The organism is Acidovorax sp. 99 (assembly GCF_003096455.1).
Taxonomy (GTDB): domain Bacteria; phylum Pseudomonadota; class Gammaproteobacteria; order Burkholderiales; family Burkholderiaceae_C; genus Acidovorax; species Acidovorax delafieldii.
On the sequence record NZ_QEKU01000001.1, the window covers coordinates 3,916,246 to 3,934,308 of the forward strand.

At 63.6% G+C, this 18,063-nt stretch carries 18 protein-coding genes; 16 read left to right on the plus strand and 2 right to left on the minus strand.

Annotated features, from left to right (window positions below; translation table 11 throughout):
- Positions 1-18: 18 nt before the first annotated feature.
- Both C8C95_RS18145 and C8C95_RS18150 read right to left on the minus strand, forming a co-directional pair.
- Positions 19-1,251, minus strand: coding sequence for an FAD-dependent oxidoreductase (locus C8C95_RS18145; RefSeq protein ID WP_116749493.1), 1,233 nt, complete (start codon positions 1,249-1,251; stop codon positions 19-21).
- Between the two features lie 52 nt (positions 1,252-1,303).
- Complete coding sequence (locus tag C8C95_RS18150; protein WP_116749494.1) at positions 1,304-2,659, minus strand: amidase; 1,356 nt, start codon at positions 2,657-2,659, stop codon at positions 1,304-1,306.
- A gap of 187 nt (positions 2,660-2,846) precedes the next feature.
- On the opposite strand from C8C95_RS18150, the gene rpsB reads away from it, so the two are divergent.
- From rpsB to C8C95_RS18230, 16 genes are all read left to right on the plus strand, one after another.
- Positions 2,847-3,599, plus strand: a complete 753-nt coding sequence (gene rpsB, locus C8C95_RS18155) for a 30S ribosomal protein S2 (protein ID WP_056067188.1) — start codon at positions 2,847-2,849, stop codon at positions 3,597-3,599.
- Between the two features lie 106 nt (positions 3,600-3,705).
- The gene (gene tsf, locus C8C95_RS18160; protein WP_015013552.1) at positions 3,706-4,632 is read left to right on the plus strand and encodes a translation elongation factor Ts; all 927 of its coding nucleotides are present in this window, start codon (positions 3,706-3,708) and stop codon (positions 4,630-4,632) included.
- 56 nt (positions 4,633-4,688) lie between these two features.
- Positions 4,689-5,411: a UMP kinase gene (gene pyrH / locus C8C95_RS18165; protein WP_008906712.1), complete on the plus strand. Its 723-nt coding sequence runs from the start codon at positions 4,689-4,691 to the stop codon at positions 5,409-5,411.
- 49 nt (positions 5,412-5,460) lie between these two features.
- Positions 5,461-6,021 carry a ribosome recycling factor gene (gene frr / locus C8C95_RS18170; RefSeq protein WP_056067192.1) on the plus strand — a complete coding sequence of 187 codons (561 nt, stop codon included), beginning with the start codon at positions 5,461-5,463 and terminating at the stop codon, positions 6,019-6,021.
- A 23-nt stretch (positions 6,022-6,044) separates the two neighbouring features.
- Positions 6,045-6,776 carry a polyprenyl diphosphate synthase gene (gene uppS / locus C8C95_RS18175; RefSeq protein WP_056067194.1) on the plus strand — a complete coding sequence of 244 codons (732 nt, stop codon included), beginning with the start codon at positions 6,045-6,047 and terminating at the stop codon, positions 6,774-6,776.
- A 27-nt stretch (positions 6,777-6,803) separates the two neighbouring features.
- Entirely contained in the window at positions 6,804-7,658 is an 855-nt protein-coding gene (locus C8C95_RS18180) for a phosphatidate cytidylyltransferase (protein WP_116749495.1), read from the plus strand.
- A complete protein-coding gene (ispC, locus tag C8C95_RS18185; RefSeq protein ID WP_116749496.1) occupies positions 7,658-8,836 on the plus strand; it encodes a 1-deoxy-D-xylulose-5-phosphate reductoisomerase in 1,179 nt (392 codons plus the stop codon). The genes C8C95_RS18180 and ispC overlap by 1 nt, the downstream gene beginning before the upstream one ends.
- 29 nt (positions 8,837-8,865) lie before the next feature.
- Positions 8,866-10,230 carry an RIP metalloprotease RseP gene (gene rseP, locus C8C95_RS18190; RefSeq protein WP_116749497.1) on the plus strand — a complete coding sequence of 455 codons (1,365 nt, stop codon included), beginning with the start codon at positions 8,866-8,868 and terminating at the stop codon, positions 10,228-10,230.
- Positions 10,231-10,275: 45 nt separating this feature from the next.
- Positions 10,276-12,573, plus strand: coding sequence for an outer membrane protein assembly factor BamA (bamA, locus tag C8C95_RS18195; RefSeq protein ID WP_116749498.1), 2,298 nt, complete (start codon positions 10,276-10,278; stop codon positions 12,571-12,573).
- The gene (locus tag C8C95_RS18200) at positions 12,573-13,094 is read left to right on the plus strand and encodes an OmpH family outer membrane protein (RefSeq protein WP_056067203.1); all 522 of its coding nucleotides are present in this window, start codon (positions 12,573-12,575) and stop codon (positions 13,092-13,094) included. The genes bamA and C8C95_RS18200 overlap by 1 nt, the downstream gene beginning before the upstream one ends.
- Positions 13,095-13,118: 24 nt before the next feature.
- The gene (gene lpxD / locus C8C95_RS18205; protein WP_116749499.1) at positions 13,119-14,102 is read left to right on the plus strand and encodes a UDP-3-O-(3-hydroxymyristoyl)glucosamine N-acyltransferase; all 984 of its coding nucleotides are present in this window, start codon (positions 13,119-13,121) and stop codon (positions 14,100-14,102) included.
- A gap of 16 nt (positions 14,103-14,118) precedes the next feature.
- Positions 14,119-14,559, plus strand: a complete 441-nt coding sequence (fabZ, locus tag C8C95_RS18210; protein ID WP_116749500.1) for a 3-hydroxyacyl-ACP dehydratase FabZ — start codon at positions 14,119-14,121, stop codon at positions 14,557-14,559.
- Positions 14,560-14,580: 21 nt separating this feature from the next.
- Positions 14,581-15,369 (plus strand): acyl-ACP--UDP-N-acetylglucosamine O-acyltransferase, encoded by a 789-nt coding sequence (lpxA, locus tag C8C95_RS18215; RefSeq protein ID WP_116749501.1) that lies wholly within the window; start codon positions 14,581-14,583, stop codon positions 15,367-15,369.
- Positions 15,370-15,379: 10 nt separating this feature from the next.
- Positions 15,380-16,543 (plus strand): lipid-A-disaccharide synthase, encoded by a 1,164-nt coding sequence (lpxB, locus tag C8C95_RS18220; RefSeq protein WP_116750344.1) that lies wholly within the window; start codon positions 15,380-15,382, stop codon positions 16,541-16,543.
- Positions 16,509-17,141: a ribonuclease HII gene (rnhB, locus tag C8C95_RS18225; RefSeq protein WP_108498900.1), complete on the plus strand. Its 633-nt coding sequence runs from the start codon at positions 16,509-16,511 to the stop codon at positions 17,139-17,141. Before lpxB ends, rnhB begins: the two co-directional genes overlap by 35 nt.
- Before the next feature lie 20 nt (positions 17,142-17,161).
- Entirely contained in the window at positions 17,162-17,935 is a 774-nt protein-coding gene (locus tag C8C95_RS18230) for an RNA methyltransferase (RefSeq protein WP_116749502.1), read from the plus strand.
- Positions 17,936-18,063 lie beyond the last annotated feature (128 nt).

The window sequence follows — 18,063 nt, forward strand, 5'->3', positions numbered from 1 at the left end:
GGGCAAAGCGCGGAAGGTTCAGAACCGCCGCATGCCCAGCCCGTCCAGCGACACCTCGGGTTCCCGCTGCGCGATCAGGTCGGCCAGTGCCCGCGCGCTGCCGCAGGCCAGGGCCCAGCCGCCAGCGCCATGGCCGGTGTTGAGCCACAGGCCCGGCACGCCGCTGGCGCCCACCACCGGGGCACCGTCTGGCAGCATGGTGCGGGCACCGCGCCAGATCTGCAGGTTGGATGAGAGCTGCGCGCCCCCGGGGAACCAGTCGTTCAGCGTGCGGTACAGGCGCTGCAGTGTGGGGGGGTGGTGCTCGGCATCGGCCCCGGCCAGTTCAGCGCCACCGGCAATGCGCACGCGCTGGCCCAGGCGGGTGATGGAGATTTGCTGGCCCGCATCGACCACGCTGGCGCGCGGGGCGTGGGTGGATTCGCGCAGCGGGGCACTCACGGAGTAGCCATACACGGCCGCCATGGGCAGGCCCAGGCCCAGTGCGGGCAGCAGCGTGGCCGATGCCATGCCGGCGCACAGCACCACGGCATCAAAGCGGCGCAGGTCTGTTTCGCCCTGCAGCACCACGCCGGTGGGGCTGGTGCCGACGCGGTCCACCCGGGTGTTGAACACAAACTGCACCCCCGCACCCTGGATGCCCTGGCGCAGCAGCTGCGCGAACAGCCGGCAGTTGCCTGCGTGCGCATCGGGCAGGTGGATGGCGCCTGTCAGCGGCGCCTCGGGCGACAGGCCGGGCTCGATCTGGCGCGCCGCATCGGCGTCGATCTCGCGCAGGGCCACGCCGCTGTCGCGCAGCACTTGCAGTGCGGGCTGCAGGCGGGTGCGGTCTTCTTCGGTGCGCAGCAGCACCAGTCGGCCGTCGCTGGCTTCAAAGTCCAGCTCGTGCTGGTTCGCAATGGCCTGCAGTCGAGCTTGGCTGTATTGCGCCAGGCGTTCGACCGCGGCGGCCGGGGCGCTGTGGCTGCGCGCCATGCTGCGCCAGCGCCGCAGCCAGGCCCAGTTGGCGCGGGTCAGGCCGCCAGCCAGCCGCAGGGTGGCCTGTGTCCCCATCAGCCGCAGCGGCTGGCCGAAGCCCGGCAGCGCCCAGGGGCTGAGCAGGTGGGGCGCCAGCAGCCCGGCGGTGGCAAAGCTGGCCTCTTCGGCGGCCGCACTGCGTTGTTCAAACACCGTGACTTCGTGGCCGTCGCTGGCCAGTTCGTACGCGGTGGTGACGCCGACAATGCCGGCGCCCACGATGGCAATCTTCATGAATTTGGGTGTTTTTGGCTTGTAGCGCTAGTGAATCATGCGCTGGTAGCTATTATTTTTGTAGTGTTTGCTCGATCTGCAGGCTGATGTTGAGCACCGTGTCATCCCTGAGCGCCCCGTGCCAGACCATCAGCCCGACCGGGAGTTCCCCTTGCACGTGGCAGGGGAGCGACAGCGCACAGCCGTCCAGCAGATTGACCACACTGGTGTTGCGCAGCAGCAGGTTGTTGACGCGGAAGAACTCGGCATCGCGGGTGGCGTCCCGGGCCTTGTCCGCACCATCTGCAGGAGCGACATCGGACAGCGGTGGCGCCAGGATGGGCACGGTGGGGGACAGCAGGGCGTCGTACGGCTCCATGTCGGCGATCATGCGTGCAATCCATTGCTGGCGCGCCTGCAGCAGGTCGATGTATTCCCAGGCCATCAGCGTGGCGCCTTTTTCGATGCGCATGCGCACCCGGGGGTCGTAGCGGTCGCCTGCGCGCTGCAGCAGCTCGCGGTGCCAGGCGTAGGCTTCTGGGGCGGCAAAGCCGTAGGCGGGCTGCTCCAGCACGGCGGGCAATGCGATGGTGTCGATCTGTGCGCCCGCCTGGCGCAAGGCTTCCACGCTGCGCTCAAAGGCGCGCGCCACGGGGGCGTCCAGCCCGTCCAGGAAGAGGGTGGACGGCACTGCCAGCCGGTACTGGGACAGCGGCTCCAGGCTGCGCGTCACCCGCCGGGAGGCCAGCACCTCGTGCGCCACGATGGCGTCGCGCACGGTGCGCGTCATGGCGCAGGCAGTGTCCAGGGTGGTGGACAGCGGCACGGCGCCTGCGGTAGGCACCAGCCGGGCCGTGTTCTTGAAACCCACAATGCCATTGAGCGCTGCGGGAATGCGGATGGAGCCACCGGTGTCCGATCCCAGCCCGATGAACGCCGCGCCAGTGGCCACCGATACCCCGGCGCCGGACGAAGACCCGCCGGGCACGCGGGGCGCGCCGGGCAGGGCGCCAAAGCGGGCATCCCAGGCAGCAGGCGTGCCGTAGTGGGGGTTGACGCCCACGCCAGAGAACGCGAACTCCACCATGTTGGTGCGGCCGATCAGGCTGGCGCCCGCTGCGCGCAGGCGGGCCACGGCCGGGCAGTCCTCGGCTGCTGCGGGAGCGTCTGCGAGCGCGGTAGAGCCCGCCGGGGTGGGTTGGCCGGCCACGTCAAACAAGTCCTTCACCGACACCGCCAGCCCGGCCAGGGGCAACTGGGCCGCACCCGGCTGCACCGCCGTGGTGCGTGCCTCGTCAAAGAGCGTGCGCACAAAGCTGTGGGTGTTGGATGCGGCCTGGGCGGCGTCGATGCAGCGCTCCAGCTCGGCGGGCGCGGTGGTGGCGCCGTCCCGCAGTTGCTCACGGGTGGCGATCAGGTCAGGGAGCATGGGTGTGCTAGAATCTTTGGGTTTTGCTGGGAGCAGTAGCGCAGTGGTGCAAGGTTTGCACAACCGGCGTGGCCGCTGCGGCAAGACCAATCGCAAAGCAGCCCTGTCAAGGTGTTGCAGTGTTCGTGAGGATCACGGCACTGCAAATATTGGGGCTGATTTTAGACCTAACCTTTGGAGTATTTTTATGTCCGTTACCATGCGCGAAATGCTGGAAGCCGGTGTCCACTTCGGTCACCAAACCCGCTTCTGGAACCCCAAGATGGCCCCCTACATCTTCGGCCATCGCAACAAGATTCACATCATCAACCTGGAAAAGTCGCTGCCACTGTTCCAGGAAGCCCAAAAGTTCGCCAAGCAACTGGCTGCCAACCGCGGCACGATCCTGATGGTCGGCACGAAGCGCCAAGCCCGTGAAATCCTGGCCACCGAAGCGCAACGCGCTGGTGTGCCTTTCGTGGACCAGCGCTGGCTGGGCGGCATGCTGACGAACTTCAAGACCGTGAAGACCTCGATCAAGCGCCTCAAGGACATGAAGGCTCAGCAAGAAGCTGGCCTCGAGAACCTGAGCAAGAAGGAGCAACTGACGTTCTCCCGCGAAATCGAAAAGCTCGAAAAGGACATCGGCGGCATCCAGGACATGGCTGCTCTGCCCGACGCCATCTTCATCATCGACGTGGGTTTCCACAAGATCGCCGTGGCCGAAGCCAAGAAGCTGGGCATCCCGCTGATCGGTGTGGTTGATACCAACCACTCGCCCGAAGGCATCGACTACGTGATCCCTGGTAACGACGACTCGGCCAAGGCTGTCACGCTGTACGCCCGTGGCATCGCTGATGCGATCATCGAAGGCCGTGCCAACGCCGTGAATGAAGTCGTGAAGGCTGCAACCGCCGAGAGCACCGACGAATTCGTGGAAGTGCAAGAAGCCGCTGCCTGATAGCCCGGCTGCGCGATCCGTCGCGAACAAAAGCGGGGCCCCTGGTGAGCCCCCTTTTTTTTAGCCCGAATCTGAACTGACTGAACTGAATACTGAAGGAATAAAGATGGCTGCAATTACCGCAAGCATGGTGGCTGAACTGCGTGGCAAGACCGACGCCCCCATGATGGAATGCAAGAAGGCGCTGACCGAAGCCGACGGCGACATGGCCAAGGCAGAAGAGCTGCTGCGCGTCAAGCTGGGCACCAAGGCTGGCAAGGCCGCATCGCGCGTGACTGCTGAAGGCGTGGTCGCCAGCTACATCGACGGCACCACGGGTGCTCTGGTCGAAGTCAACAGCGAAACCGACTTCGTTTCCAAGAACGACAGCTTCATTGCCATGGCCAACGCCGCTGCCAAGCTGGTGGCACTGCACAACCCCGCCACGGTGGAAGCCCTGGGTGCCCTGCCCTACGAGCAAGACAGCTTCGGCCCCACGCTGGAAGATGTGCGCAAGGGTCTGATCGGCAAGATCGGCGAAAACATGTCGTTCCGCCGCTTCAAGCGCTTCAGCGGCTCCAACCTGGCAGCCTACCTGCACGGCTCGCGCATCGGCGTGGTCGTCGAGTTCGACGGTGACGCTACCGCCGCCAAGGACGTTGCCATGCACGTGGCCGCCATGAAGCCCGTGGCCCTGACCAGCGCCGACGTGCCTGCCGACCTGATCGCCAAGGAGCGCTCGGTCGCCGAAGGCAAGGCTGACGAAGCCAACAAGGAACTCGTGGCTGCCGGCAAGCCTGCACAAAGCGCTGAAATCACGGCCAAGCGCATCGACGGCGCGGTGCAGAAGTACCTCAAGGAAGTCTCTCTGGCCGACCAGGTCTTCGTGAAGGCTGCCGACGGCAAGCAAACCGTGGCCCAGATGCTCAAGGCTGCCAACACCAACGTGAAGGGCTTTACCCTGTACGTGGTGGGCGAAGGCATCGAGAAGAAGGTGGACGACTTTGCTGCCGAAGTGGCTGCCCAGGTGGCTGCTGCCAAGGCTGCTGCCTGATCGTTCCCTGTAACCACCCCACCAAAGCCTCGTACCACTTACTGGAGAAATTTCCCATGTCCAACGCTGCACCAGCCCACAAGCGCATTTTGCTCAAGCTGTCTGGTGAGGCGTTGATGGGGGATGATGCCTTCGGTATCAACCGCGCCACCATCGTGCGCATGGTCGAGGAGATCGCCGAAGTGACCCGCCTGGGTGTCCAGGTGGCCGTGGTGATCGGTGGGGGCAATATTTTCCGTGGTGTCGCCGGGGGCTCGGTCGGGATGGACCGTGCCACCGCCGACTACATGGGCATGCTGGCCACCGTGATGAACGCCCTGGCCCTGGCTGACGCCATGGACAAGCAGGGCCTGGTGGCCCGTGTGATGTCCGCCATTGCCATTGAGCAGGTGGTCGAGCCCTATGTGCGCCCCAAGGCGCTGCAGTATCTTGAAGAGGGCAAGGTCGTGGTCTTCGCGGCCGGTACGGGCAACCCGTTTTTCACCACCGACACAGCAGCTGCCCTGCGTGGCGCGGAAATTGGCGCCGAACTGGTGCTCAAGGCCACCAAGGTGGACGGCGTTTATACTGCCGACCCCCAGAAGGATCCCACGGCGACGCGCTACACCAAGCTCAGCTTTGACGAGGCCATGTCCCGCAATCTGGGCATCATGGACGCGACTGCCTTCGCCCTGTGCCGTGACCAGAAGCTGCCCGTGAAGGTGTTCTCCATCATCAAACACGGCGCCTTGAAGCGCGTGGTGATGGGCGAAGACGAAGGTACGCTGGTTTACGCTTGATCACGATGGAAAGGCCTGCATTGCATGCAGGTCGGCCCGAGGAGAAAACATGACGATTGCCGACATCAAGAAGACTGCTGAAACCAAGATGGACCAGTCCATCACCGCGTTCAAGAACAACCTGCAGAAGATTCGCACCGGTCGTGCCAATCCGGCCCTGCTCGATACGGTGCAGGTCGAGTATTACGGCTCCCTGGTTCCACTGAGCCAGGTGGCCAACGTGGCGCTGATCGATTCGCGCACCATCAGCGTGCAGCCCTGGGAAAAGGGCATGGGCGCCAAGATTGAAAAGGCTATTCGCGAAAGCGACCTGGGCTTGAACCCGGCTTCCATGGGCGACCTGATCCGCGTGCCCATGCCCCCCATGAGCGAAGAGCGCCGCAAGGAAATGACGAAGCTCGCGCGCAACGAGGGCGAGAGCGCCAAGATCGCCGTGCGCAACCTGCGCCGCGATGCCAACGAATCCGTCAAAAAACTGGTCAAGGACAAGCTGGCGTCCGAAGACGACCAGAAGCGCGCCGAAACGGAAGTGCAAAAATTCACCGACAAGCACATCGCCGAGATCGACGCGCTGGTGGCCGCCAAAGAGCAGGAAATCATGGCGGTTTGAGCCCCCAGGGCTTGAACATTCCCATGTCTGTATCTCCGGTGGTGCCACACCACATTGCCATCGTCATGGATGGCAACGGCCGCTGGGCTACGCGTCGCTTTCTGCCGCGTCTGGCCGGCCACAAGCAAGGGGTTGACTCACTTCGCCGCTGCGCACGCGCTTGCGTGCAGCGCGGCGTTGGTGTGCTCACGGTGTTTGCGTTCTCTTCCGAAAACTGGAACCGCCCCGCCGACGAGGTCTCCGGCCTCATGGAGCTGCTGGCGATGGCGCTGGCGCGCGAGGTGCCCCAGCTCAAGAAAGACGGCGTGCGTCTTCATTTTGTGGGCGAACGTGGCAGCCTTTCGCCCAAGGTGCGAGACGGCCTGGGTCAGGCAGAAGCCGCCACGGCGGACAACACCCGCCTGGTGCTCAACGTGTGCTTCAACTACGGAGGCCGCTGGGACATCGCGCAGGCGGCGGCATCGCTAGCTGCCCGTGGCGAGCCCATCACCGAGGCCAGCCTGCACAATGCGATGGGATTGGCCCACGTGCCCGACCCCGACCTCGTGATCCGCACCGGGGGAGAAATGCGGATCAGCAACTTTTTGCTCTGGCAATCGGCATACTCCGAGTTCTTCTTCAGCGACCGACTGTGGCCCGATTTCGATGAGTCCGCCCTGGACGAGGCCATCGACGCCTTCAGCCGCCGCGAGCGCCGTTTTGGCAAAACCTCTGAACAGATTCTGTCCGCGCATCCTGATCCGATGCCGGGTTGAGAACCTGAACAGGTTCTGAAAGCCCCCATGCTTCAACAGCGCGTCATCACAGCCCTTGTTCTGCTGGCCATCTTGTTGCCCGCGCTTTTCTACGCCAACACCATACCGTTCACGCTGGTCGTGCTGGTTCTGATGGCTGCCGGGGCTTGGGAATGGGGTCGTCTGAGCGGCTTTGGCCAAGCAGGTTCCGTGGCGGTGGGTGTGGCCTGTGTGGCCTTGTGCGCCGGGTCGTGGGCGCTGGGCTGGGTCGATCGCCCGTTGACTGCCCTGTGGGTTATGGGCGGCGGGCTGTGGGTCCTGGCGGCTGCCTGGCTGCTCAAGGCCGGAGTGCCCGGCTGGCCCCGCATACCAGCCGGTGTGCGTCTCGTGGCTGGCGTGCTTGCCTTGTGGCTCGCGTGGCTGGCCGTGGTGCAGGCCCGCAATGTGGGCATCAATTTTTTGCTGTCGGTGCTGCTGCTGGTGTGGGTGGCCGACATCTTTGCCTACTTTGCGGGGCGCGCATTCGGATTGCGGTTTACCAAGGGCAAGCTGGCGCCCTCGATCAGTCCCGGCAAGAGCTGGGAAGGTGTGTGGGGCGGCCTGGCAGGGGTGATGGTGATGGCTTTTGTTTGGGCGGCAGCGGATGCCCACTGGCAGGCGTCGGTGCCCAGTTTTTACAGCCGCATGGCGCAGCAGGGCTGGTGGTTGCTGGTGATTGCGGCGTTGTTCATGGTGGCCATGAGCGTGTCGGGTGACCTGGTGGAGTCGCTCATCAAGCGCAGCGCCGGAGTCAAGGACAGCAGTGGCCTTTTGCCCGGACACGGCGGCGTGCTTGACCGCGTGGATGCCTTGCTGCCCACACTGCCCCTGGCCATGATGCTCACGAGCCTGACGACCCCATGATGAAACAACGACTCACCGTTCTCGGCTCCACCGGCTCCATTGGGACCAGCACGCTAGATGTGGTGGCACGCCACCCGGAGCGCTTCGAGGTGTTTGCCCTCAGCGCTGCGACGCAAGTGGATCTGCTGCTGCAACAATGCGCGCAGTTTCGCCCTCGCTACGCGGTGATGGCCAGCGCATCCCATGCGGCGAAGCTGGCAGAAAAATTGCAGGCCAATAGCCTCCCGACACAAGTGATAAAAGCGCAAGATGCTCTTGAAATCATAGCGTCTCATGATGAGGTCGACGCCGTAATGGCGGCTATCGTGGGGGCTGCCGGTCTGGCTCCGTGTCTGGCTGCGGCGCGCGCGGGCAAACGATTGCTGTTGGCCAACAAGGAGGCCCTGGTGGTGGGTGGCGGGCTGTTCATGCAGACCGTGCGCGACGGCGGTGCCACGTTGCTGCCCATCGACAGCGAACACTCTGCGATCTTCCAGTGCCTGCCAGAAGACCCTGCCACCTGGTCTGACCGGGTGGACAGCATCCTGCTCACAGCCTCAGGCGGTCCCTTCCGCCAGCGGGATCCGGCCACGTTGGCGCAGATCACCCCTGACCAGGCCTGCGCGCACCCCAACTTCTCGATGGGACGCAAGATTTCCGTGGATTCGGCCACGATGATGAACAAGGCCTTGGAGGTCATTGAGGCGCGTTGGCTGTTTGATCTGCACCCGGACCAGATCAAGGTGGTCATCCACCCGCAGCAGATCATCCACTCCATGGTGCAGTTCAAGGATGCTTCCATCCTGGCGCAGTTGGGGACGCCCGACATGCGCGTGCCGATTGCCTGCGGCCTGTCCTGGCCCGAGCGCATTACCAGCGGGGCCAGCAAGCTGGATTTCTCGACCCTGAGCGCCCTCGCGTTTGAAGACGCGGACGCCATTCGCTTCCCGGGCCTGCACCTGTCCTGGCAGGCGCTGAAGGCGGCCGAGGGGACCACTGCCGTACTGAATGCGGCCAACGAGGTGGCGGTGGGCGCCTTTTTGTCGGGTCGGCTGCGTTTTGACCATATTCATGCGGTCAACCTTGCAACTTTGGATGCAGTTTCGCCCTCCAAGCCCGATTCGCTCGCCGCGTTGCTGGATCTGGATACCCAGGCCCGCCATGCGGCTGAACATGTGGCGGGCCGTCTGGCTGCCTGACTGCCGGCCCACTCAGGAACCATCCATCCATGCTGCTTACTATCGCTGCCTTCATCGTCGCCCTCGGTCTTTTGATCGCAGTGCACGAATACGGGCACTACCGCGTGGCGGTGGCCTGTGGGGTCAAGGTATTGCGGTTCTCTGTGGGTTTCGGCAAGCCGCTACTGCGCTGGCAGCCCCAGGGGTCTCCCACGGAGTTTGTGCTGGGAGCCTTCCCATTGGGGGGCTATGTGCGCATGCTGGACGAGCGCGAGGCACCCGTTGCCGCAGAGGAGCGGCATCTGGCCTTCAACACCCAGCCCCTGCGCTCGCGAGCAGCCATCGTTGCGGCTGGGCCCATCGCCAATTTGTTGTTGGCAGTGCTGCTGTATTCGGTGGTGAACTGGAATGGTGTCGAGGAACCCCGGGCCATTCTGGCAAGCCCGGTCGCAGGCTCTGTCGCACACAGTGCCGGGTTGCGGGGCGGTGAACTGGTAGAGCGCGCCGCATTGGGTGCAGAAGATCTGGAGCCAGTTCGTTCGTTTGAAGACCTGCGGTGGCTGCTTACCCGTGGTGCGCTTGAGGGGCTGAACGTGCGTCTTGACGTCCAGTCCGCCCATGGTGCGGGCCATCGTGAGGTCGTGCTCGACATGTCCCGGATCGACAGCCGTGAGGCTGATGCCCAGCTGTTTCGCAAGGTCGGCATCTTGGGACCTTGGACCCGCCCTGTGTTGGGCGAGGTCATGGCGCAAAGCGCGGCTGAGCGCTCTGGCCTGCGCCAAGGTGATGTGGTGCTCAAGGTGGGGCAGACCGATGTGGTGGACGGCCAGCAATTGCGCGAGTTGATCCGGCAGTCGGTGCGGGGCAACGAGCCATTGGCGCAGCCATGGCGCGTTGAGCGCGGTGGTCAGGTGATGACACTGGATGTGTTGCCCGAGGCTGTGACCGAACCCGCTAATACGGTGGGGCGCATTGGCGCCTATGTGGGAGCTGCACCAGAATTCGTCACGGTGGACTACGGGCTGGTTGAGGGTCTGTGGGGTGGTGTGGTGAAGACCTGGGATGTGTCGCTGCTGACCCTGCGCATGATGGGCCGCATGGTGATCGGCGAGGCGTCGCTCAAGAACCTCAGTGGCCCCTTGACCATTGCCGACTACGCAGGCCGCTCAGCCAGCATGGGGCTGACGCAGTACCTCATCTTTCTGGCCCTGATCAGTGTGAGTCTAGGGGTGCTGAACCTGCTTCCGCTGCCAGTCTTGGACGGTGGGCACCTGATGTATTATCTTTGGGAGGGTGTCACGGGCAGGGGTGTGTCGGACGCATGGATGGAGCGATTGCAGCGTGGAGGCGTTGCTGTCCTGCTTGTCATGATGTCCATAGCTCTGTTCAACGATATCACCCGGCTCTTTGGCTAACACTTTTGCCGCGCTTGCCCTGCAACTGCGGCTCCCGCTTCATTCATGAAAAAACACATCAATCGCCTGGGCGTGCGTACCGCATCGGCCGTTGCAGCCATGATTTTTGCCGCCAATGCGGCATGGGCTCTGGAGCCATTCAAGGTGCAGGACATTCGCGTGGAGGGCTTGCAGCGTGTGGAGCCGGGTACCGTGTTTGCATCCATGCCCCTGCGGGTGGGTGACGACTACAACGACGAAAAAGGCGCCGCAGCAATTCGTGCGCTGTTCGGTCTGGGTCTCTTCAAGGATGTGCGACTGGAGGCCAGCGGCAACGTTCTGGTGGTGGTGGTCGAAGAGCGCCCCACTGTCGCCGACGTGGACTTTGCCGGTGCCCGTGAATTCGACAAAGATGCGCTCAAAAAAGCCATGCGCGAAGTGGGCCTGACGGAAGGGCGTCCTTATGACAAGGCGCTCACCGACCGCGCCGAACAAGAGCTCAAGCGCCAGTACATCAACAAGAGCCTGTATGGCGCCGAGGTGGTGACCACGGTCACGCCCATCGAGCGCAACCGCGTGAACCTGACCTTCACGATCACGGAAGGTGAGCCCGCACGCATCAAGGAAGTGCGCATCGTGGGCAACAAGGCGTTCAGTGAATCGACGCTCAAGGGCCTGTTCGACCAGGACACGGGGGGCTGGCTGAGCTGGTACACCAAGTCCGATCGCTACTCGCGCACCAAGCTCAACGCCGACCTTGAAACCCTGCGCTCGTATTACCTGCAGCGCGGCTACCTGGAGTTCCGTGTGGACTCGACGCAGGTCGCCATCTCGCCGGACAAGCAGGACATCTCCATCACTGTCAATGTGACGGAAGGCGAACGGTATGTGGTGTCGGGCGTGAAACTCGAAGGCAACTATCTGGACCGCGAGGACGAGTTCAAGTCGCTGGTGACCATTCGCCCCGGTGAGCCCTACAACGCGGACCAGGTGACTGAGACCACCAAGGCGTTTTCCGAGTACTTTGCCCGCTTTGGTTTTGCATTTGCCCGCGTGGAGGCTGTGCCCGAAATTGATCGCGAGAACAATCGCGTCAATTTTGTGCTGCAAGCCGAACCGGCACGCCGCGCCTACGTGCGCCGTATCAACGTCAGTGGCAACAACCGCACGCGTGACGAAGTCATTCGCCGTGAGTTCCGCCAGTACGAAGCCTCCTGGTACGACGGCGACAAGATCCGCCTGTCCCGCGACCGCGTGGACCGTCTCGGCTTCTTCACGGAAGTGAACGTGGAAACCCAGGAAGTGCCCGGCTCGCCCGACCAGGTCGATCTGGTGATCAACGTGGCAGAAAAGCCCACCGGCTCGTTGCAACTCGGTGTGGGTTTTTCCAGCGCCGAAAAAGCGTCTCTCTCGTTCGGTATCAAGCAGGAAAACATCTTTGGCTCGGGCAACTACCTGGGCATCGACGTCAACACGAGCAAGTACCGGCGCACACTGGTGTTCAGCACCACCAACCCGTACTTCACGCCCGAAGGCATCTCGCGTACTCTCGATGTGTACTACCGCACCGACAAGCCCTATGAAGACCAGGGGGGCAATTACCAGCTGGTCACCACTGGGACCTCCGTGCGTTTTGGTGTGCCTTTCAGTGAGACCGACACGGTGTTCTTTGGCGGTGGGCTGGAGCAGACCCGCATCAAGCCCGGCACGAACATCCCGGCCACTTACCTGTTTTACGCAGACAAGTTCGGCTACAGCAGCACCTCGATTCCATTGACTGTGGGTTGGTCCCGTGACGACCGGGACAGCGCCTTGGCGCCCAACTCCGGCCGGTACCAGCGCCTCAATTCCGAATGGTCTGTGGCGGGCGATGCACGCTACGTGCGGGCCAACTACCAGTACCAGCAATACATCCCCCTCAACAAGCGCTTCACCATTGCGTTCAATGGCGAGGCCGGTTACGGCAAGGGCTTGAACGGCCGTCCGTTCCCTGTGTTCAAGAACTTCTACTCGGGCGGTCTGGGCTCGGTGCGTGGTTTCGACCAGGGCACCCTGGGACCGCGTGATGTGACCGGGGCCTCATTGGGTGGGTCCAAGAAGATCACGCTGAACACCGAGCTGATTGCTCCGTTCCCCGGTGCTGGCAATGACCGGACCCTGCGTGTGTTCACGTTCCTGGACGTGGGCAATGTGTACGGCGAGAACGACAAAGTTACCTTCAGTGACATGCGTGCCTCCGTGGGCTTGGGTCTGAGCTGGATTTCGCCACTCGGCCCCTTGCGTTTGGCGTTTGCGCAGCCAGTGCGCAAGTTCGCCGGCGATAGAATCCAGAAACTGCAATTCCAGATTGGAACGTCTTTCTAATGAAATCCTTTTCTCGCCATCTCTCCGTGGCCTTGCTGCTCGGCACCGTTGCCATCGCAGCCCCTGCACAAGCGCAAGAGTTCAAAGCCGGTTTCGTCAACACTGATCGCATCTTCCGAGAAGCCACCACAGCCAAGGCTGCGCAGGCCAAGCTGGAGCAGGAGTTCTCCCGTCGCGAGAAAGAACTGGTGGATCTGGGCAACACCCTGAAGACTGCCAGCGACAAGTTTGAGCGTGAAGCACCCACCATGGCGGAGAGCCAACGCACCGCGCGCCAGCGCCAGCTGGTGGACCAGGACCGCGACTTCCAGCGCAAGCGCCGTGAATTCCAGGAAGACTTGAGCGCCCGCAAGAACGAAGAGCTGTCGCAAGTGCTGGAACGCGCCAACAAGGTGGTCAAGCAGGTGGCCGAGGCCGAAAAATACGACGTGATCCTGCAAGAGGCCGTCTACATCAATCCCAAGCACGACATCACCGACAAGGTGATCAAGGCCCTGAATGCCGCTGCTGCTGCCAAGTAAGCCGCTGCGCAAGACAGGTGGCGCGTGAGCAGTTTGCTTCTCGGGCACATTGTTGATGCGCTCGGTGGTTCGCTGGAAGGGGGTGCGCGGGAAACCGTCATTGCCCGCATTGCGCCACTGGAGGTTGCGGGTCCGGGAGACCTCAGTTTCCTGAGCAATCCCCGCTACCAACAGCAACTGGCCGCCTCCCGGGCGGCCTGTGTCATTGTGGCGCCTGCCATGCGCGACGCAGCACTGGCGCGGGGGGCCTGCATCGTGGCCGACAACCCCTACGTGTACTTCGCCCGCGCTACCCAGTTGTGGCGGCAGCGCAATACGCCCGCGCGGTCGTCCGGTGTGCACCCCAGCGCAGTGGTTGATCCCTCGGCGCAGGTCCACCCCTCGGCCACCATCGGTCCGCTGTGCGTGATTGAGCGGGGCGCCTCGGTGGGCGCAGATACCGTGCTCAAGTCGCGCGTCACCGTGGGCGAGGGCTGCAGCATCGGCGCGCGTTGCATCGTCCATGCGGGCGTGGTCATTGGCGCTGATGGTTTCGGTTTTGCGCCTGAGAACGGGCAGTGGGTCAAGATCGAGCAACTGGGTGCCGTGCGCATTGGAGATGACGTCGAGATTGGGGCCAACACCTGCATCGACCGGGGTGCGCTGCAGGACACGGTGATCGAAGACGGCGTGAAGCTCGACAACCTGATCCAGATCGGGCACAACGTGCGTATCGGCAAGCACTCGGCCATGGCTGGGTGTGTAGGCGTGGCGGGCAGCGCCACCATCGGGGCGCATTGCACGGTGGGCGGTGGTGCCATCGTGTTGGGGCACCTGGAGCTGGCTGACAACGTGCACATCTCGGCCGCGACGGTGGTCACCCGCTCTCTCACCCGGCCTGGCCAGTACACCGGCATGTTCCCCATCGACGACAATGCGCGCTGGGAAAAAAACGCTGCCACACTCAAACAATTGCACAGCCTGCGCGAGCGCATCAAGGCGCTGGAGCTGGCCCTCAAGGCAGCATGAACGGAAGAACAACTCGATGATGGATATTCACGCAATTCTCAAACAACTGCCCCACCGCTACCCGTTTTTGCTGGTGGACAAGGTGATCGAGTTAGAGAGCAACACCCGCATCAAGGCCATCAAGAACGTCACGTTCAACGAGCCCTATTTCATGGGGCATTTCCCTGGCCGTCCGGTGATGCCGGGTGTGTTGATCCTGGAAGCACTGGCCCAAGCTGCGGGCTTGCTGGCGTTCGATGCCATGGGCAAGGTGCCCGATGAGAACAACATTTACTACTTTGTCGGCATTGATGGCGCGCGGTTCAAGCGCCCCGTGGAGCCCGGTGACCAGCTGGTCCTGACCATCACCATCGACCGCGTGCGCGGTGGCATCTGGAAGTTCAAGGGCGTCGCGAGCGTGGGCGAAGAGGTGGCCTGCGAGGCCGAACTCATGTGCACCATGCGCAACGTCGGTTGACCGGTTCAGACCTGTTGGATCGTGAGCAATATTCACTCCACAGCCATTGTTGCGCACGGCGCCCGCCTGGACCCTACGGTCACGGTGGGGCCTTACACGGTCATTGGCGAACACGTGACCATTGGTGCGGGTACCACGGTCGGCGCGCACTGCGTGATCGATGGGCACACCACGATTGGTGTTGACAATCGCATCTTCCAGTTCAACTCCATCGGCGCCATCCCGCAGGACAAGAAGTACGCGGGCGAGCCGACCGAACTGGTCATCGGCGACCGTAACACCATCCGCGAGTTCTGCACACTGAACCTGGGCGTGCCCCAGGCGGGTGGCATTACCACCGTGGGCCATGACAACTGGATCATGGCGTACACCCACATCGCCCACGATTGCCATGTGGGCAACCACACCACACTGGCCAACAACACCACGTTGGCAGGTCATGTGCACCTGGGCGATTGGGTGACGGTGGGCGGGCTCACCGGCATTCACCAGTTCGTCAAGATTGGTGCCCACGCGATGGTGGGCTTTGCCAGCGCCGTGTCGCAAGACGTGCCGCCTTTCATGCTGGTGGATGGCAACCCCTTGGCCGTGCGCGGCTACAACGTGGTGGGGCTGCGCCGCCGTGGCTTTTCGGCCGAACGCATTGCGGCGGTCAAGCAGATGCACAAGCTAATCTATCGCCAGGGCCTCACGCTGGAGGCCGCGCGCGCCGCCATTGCAGAGCTGGCGGAGTCCGCGCCGCAGGCCGGCGACGACGCGGCGATGATGGAGCGGTTCCTGGCCGACGCCACGCGCGGCATTGCGCGCTGAGGGCTTGGCGATGGCAGATTCCCCCCGCGTCGCCATGGTGGCGGGCGAGACGTCGGGCGACTTGCTGGCGGGCTTGCTCATCGATGGCATGCAGGCGCATTGGCCCGGGCTGCAATCCAGCGGCATTGGCGGGCCGCAGATGGCGCGCCGCGGTTTTACTGCCTGGTGGCCCAGCGACAAGCTGGCAGTTCACGGCTACAGCATGGAGGTGCTGCGCCGGCTGCGCGAGTTGCTGGGCATTCGCAAACAACTGCGCGAGCGCCTGCTCAAGGACCGCCCCGACGTGTTCATCGGTGTGGATGCGCCCGATTTCAACCTGGGCCTGGAGGCCGATTTACGCGCTGCGGGCATCAAGACCGTGCATTTTGTGTGCCCGTCCATCTGGGCCTGGCGTGCGGATCGCGTCGACAAGATCCGCCGCAGCGCGGACCATGTGCTGTGCATCTTCCCGTTTGAGCCAGAGCTGCTCGCGCAGCACGGCATTGCCGCCACCTACGTAGGTCACCCGCTGGCGGGTGTGATCCCCATGGTGCCCGACCGTGCGGCCGCGCGTGCGCAATTGGGTCTGAAGGATGAGGACGAAGTCCTGGCCATCCTGCCTGGGAGCCGCTCCTCCGAGATCCAGTACATTGCCCGGCCATTCTTTGAGGCTGCAGCGCTAGTACTTAAAGCGCGACCAGCTATTAAATTGATAGTGCCTGCAGTGCCCGCACTGCGTGATCGCATCGAGCAGTTGGCGCGCGCGTGCGGTCTGGGCGATGCCTTGCAAATCACCACGGGCCAGTCGCACACGGTGCTCGCAGCGTGTGATGCCACGTTGATTGCCAGCGGCACCGCGACGCTGGAGGCCGCGCTCTTCAAGCGGCCCATGGTCATCGGCTACCACATGCACCCGCTCAGCTGGTGGCTTATGCGCCGCAAGCAGTTGCAACCCTGGGTAGGCCTGCCCAACATCCTGTGCCGCGAGTTTGTGGTGCCAGAGCTGATCCAGGACGCCGCTACGCCCCAGGCGCTTTGCGCAGCCGCGCTGGACTGGTTGGACGCAAAGCGCCAAGATCCCCCAAAAATTGCAGCCCTGGAGCAGCGCTTTACGGCGCTGCACGAGAGCCTGCTGCGCAACACCCCCCAACTGGCTGCCGATGCGATCCAGAAAATCCTCGCTCCCGTTGCCTGAGCAGGCCTGCCTGCCCTGGCACCCGCCCGGCCTCGTGGCTGGCGTGGATGAGGCTGGCCGTGGCCCCCTGGCCGGGCCGGTGGTGGCGGCGGCCGTGATCCTGGACGACCTGCACCCCATTGCTGGCCTGGCCGATTCCAAGAAACTCACGGCCGCGCGGCGTGAGAAGCTCTACGACGAGATCCGCGCCAAGGCCCTGTGCTGCAGCATTGCCGAGGCCAGCGTGGAAGAAATTGACCAGCTCAACATCCTGCAGGCCACGCTGCTGGCCATGCGCCGTGCCGTCATGGGGCTGCGGCTCAAACCGGCCATGGTGCTGGTGGACGGCAACCGGCTGCCCGTGCTGGACGTTCCTGCGGAGGCCATCGTCAAGGGCGATGCGCTGGTGCCGGCCATCTCGGCGGCCTCCATCCTCGCCAAGGTGCACCGCGACCGCTGGTGCGCGCAGGTGCATGACGAGTTTCCGCAGTACGGCTTTGCCGGCCACAAGGGGTACGGTACGGCCGTGCACATGGCCGCCTTGCGCGAACACGGTGCCTGCATTTACCACCGGCGCTCGTTTGCGCCGGTGGCCCAGAACCTGCGCGCCGGATCCTGACCGCGCGCTGAAAATTTGCCATGACCTCCTCGTCCGTGACCGCCATCCATTCCCGCGATAACACCTTCGTCAAGGATTTGCGCCGTTTGGCCCAGGACACGACGGCGTACCGCAAGCAGGGCCGTGTCTGGCTTGAAGGCGATCATTTGTGCCGCGCTGCGCTCGCACGGGGGCTGCGGGCATCGGTGGCGGTGTTTTCGGAGTCTTTTTGGCCGCAAGCGCAGGTGCAATATGCTGGTGCAGCTACAAAATTCATAGTCCTTGCCGATGCACTTTTTGCGGACGTGAGCGGACTGGAGTCGCCCGCCTCGATGGGCTTTATCCTGGACTTGCCCGCACCGGCTTCACTCCAGCCCAATGCGCCCACCGTGGTGCTGGACAGGGTGCAGGACGCGGGCAATGTGGGTTCCATCCTGCGCAGCGCCTCGGCGTTCGGATTCCGCCAGGTGGCCGCCATCAAGGGAAGTGCCGCGCTGTGGTCGCCCAAGGTCTTGCGGGCTGGCATGGGGGCGCATTTCGCACTCGACCTGATCGAGGGGCTGGCGCTGGACGACCTCGCGGTCCTGCAGGTGCCGCTGCTGGTCACCAGCTCCCACGCGGGCGACTTCTTGCACCGCGCCGCCTTGCCCTGGCCCTGCGCCTGGGTGATGGGCCACGAAGGGCAGGGCGTCAGCCCGGCTCTGGAAGATAGGGCTTCTTTGCGCATCCGCATTGCCCAACCCGGTGGCGAGGAATCGCTGAATGTGGCGGCGGCTGCGGCCATCTGCCTGCACGCGAGCGGAGCAGGGCGCTGACGCTGTCTGCGCCCGCATCGGTGCTGTGGGCGTCCAAGGCGAGCTTGGGGCTCGCAGGTCATAGACGCTGGTATCAGGGTTATGCAAGGCGTGCATTGCGGAGGTGTCAGCGACGGAGGGTATAATCG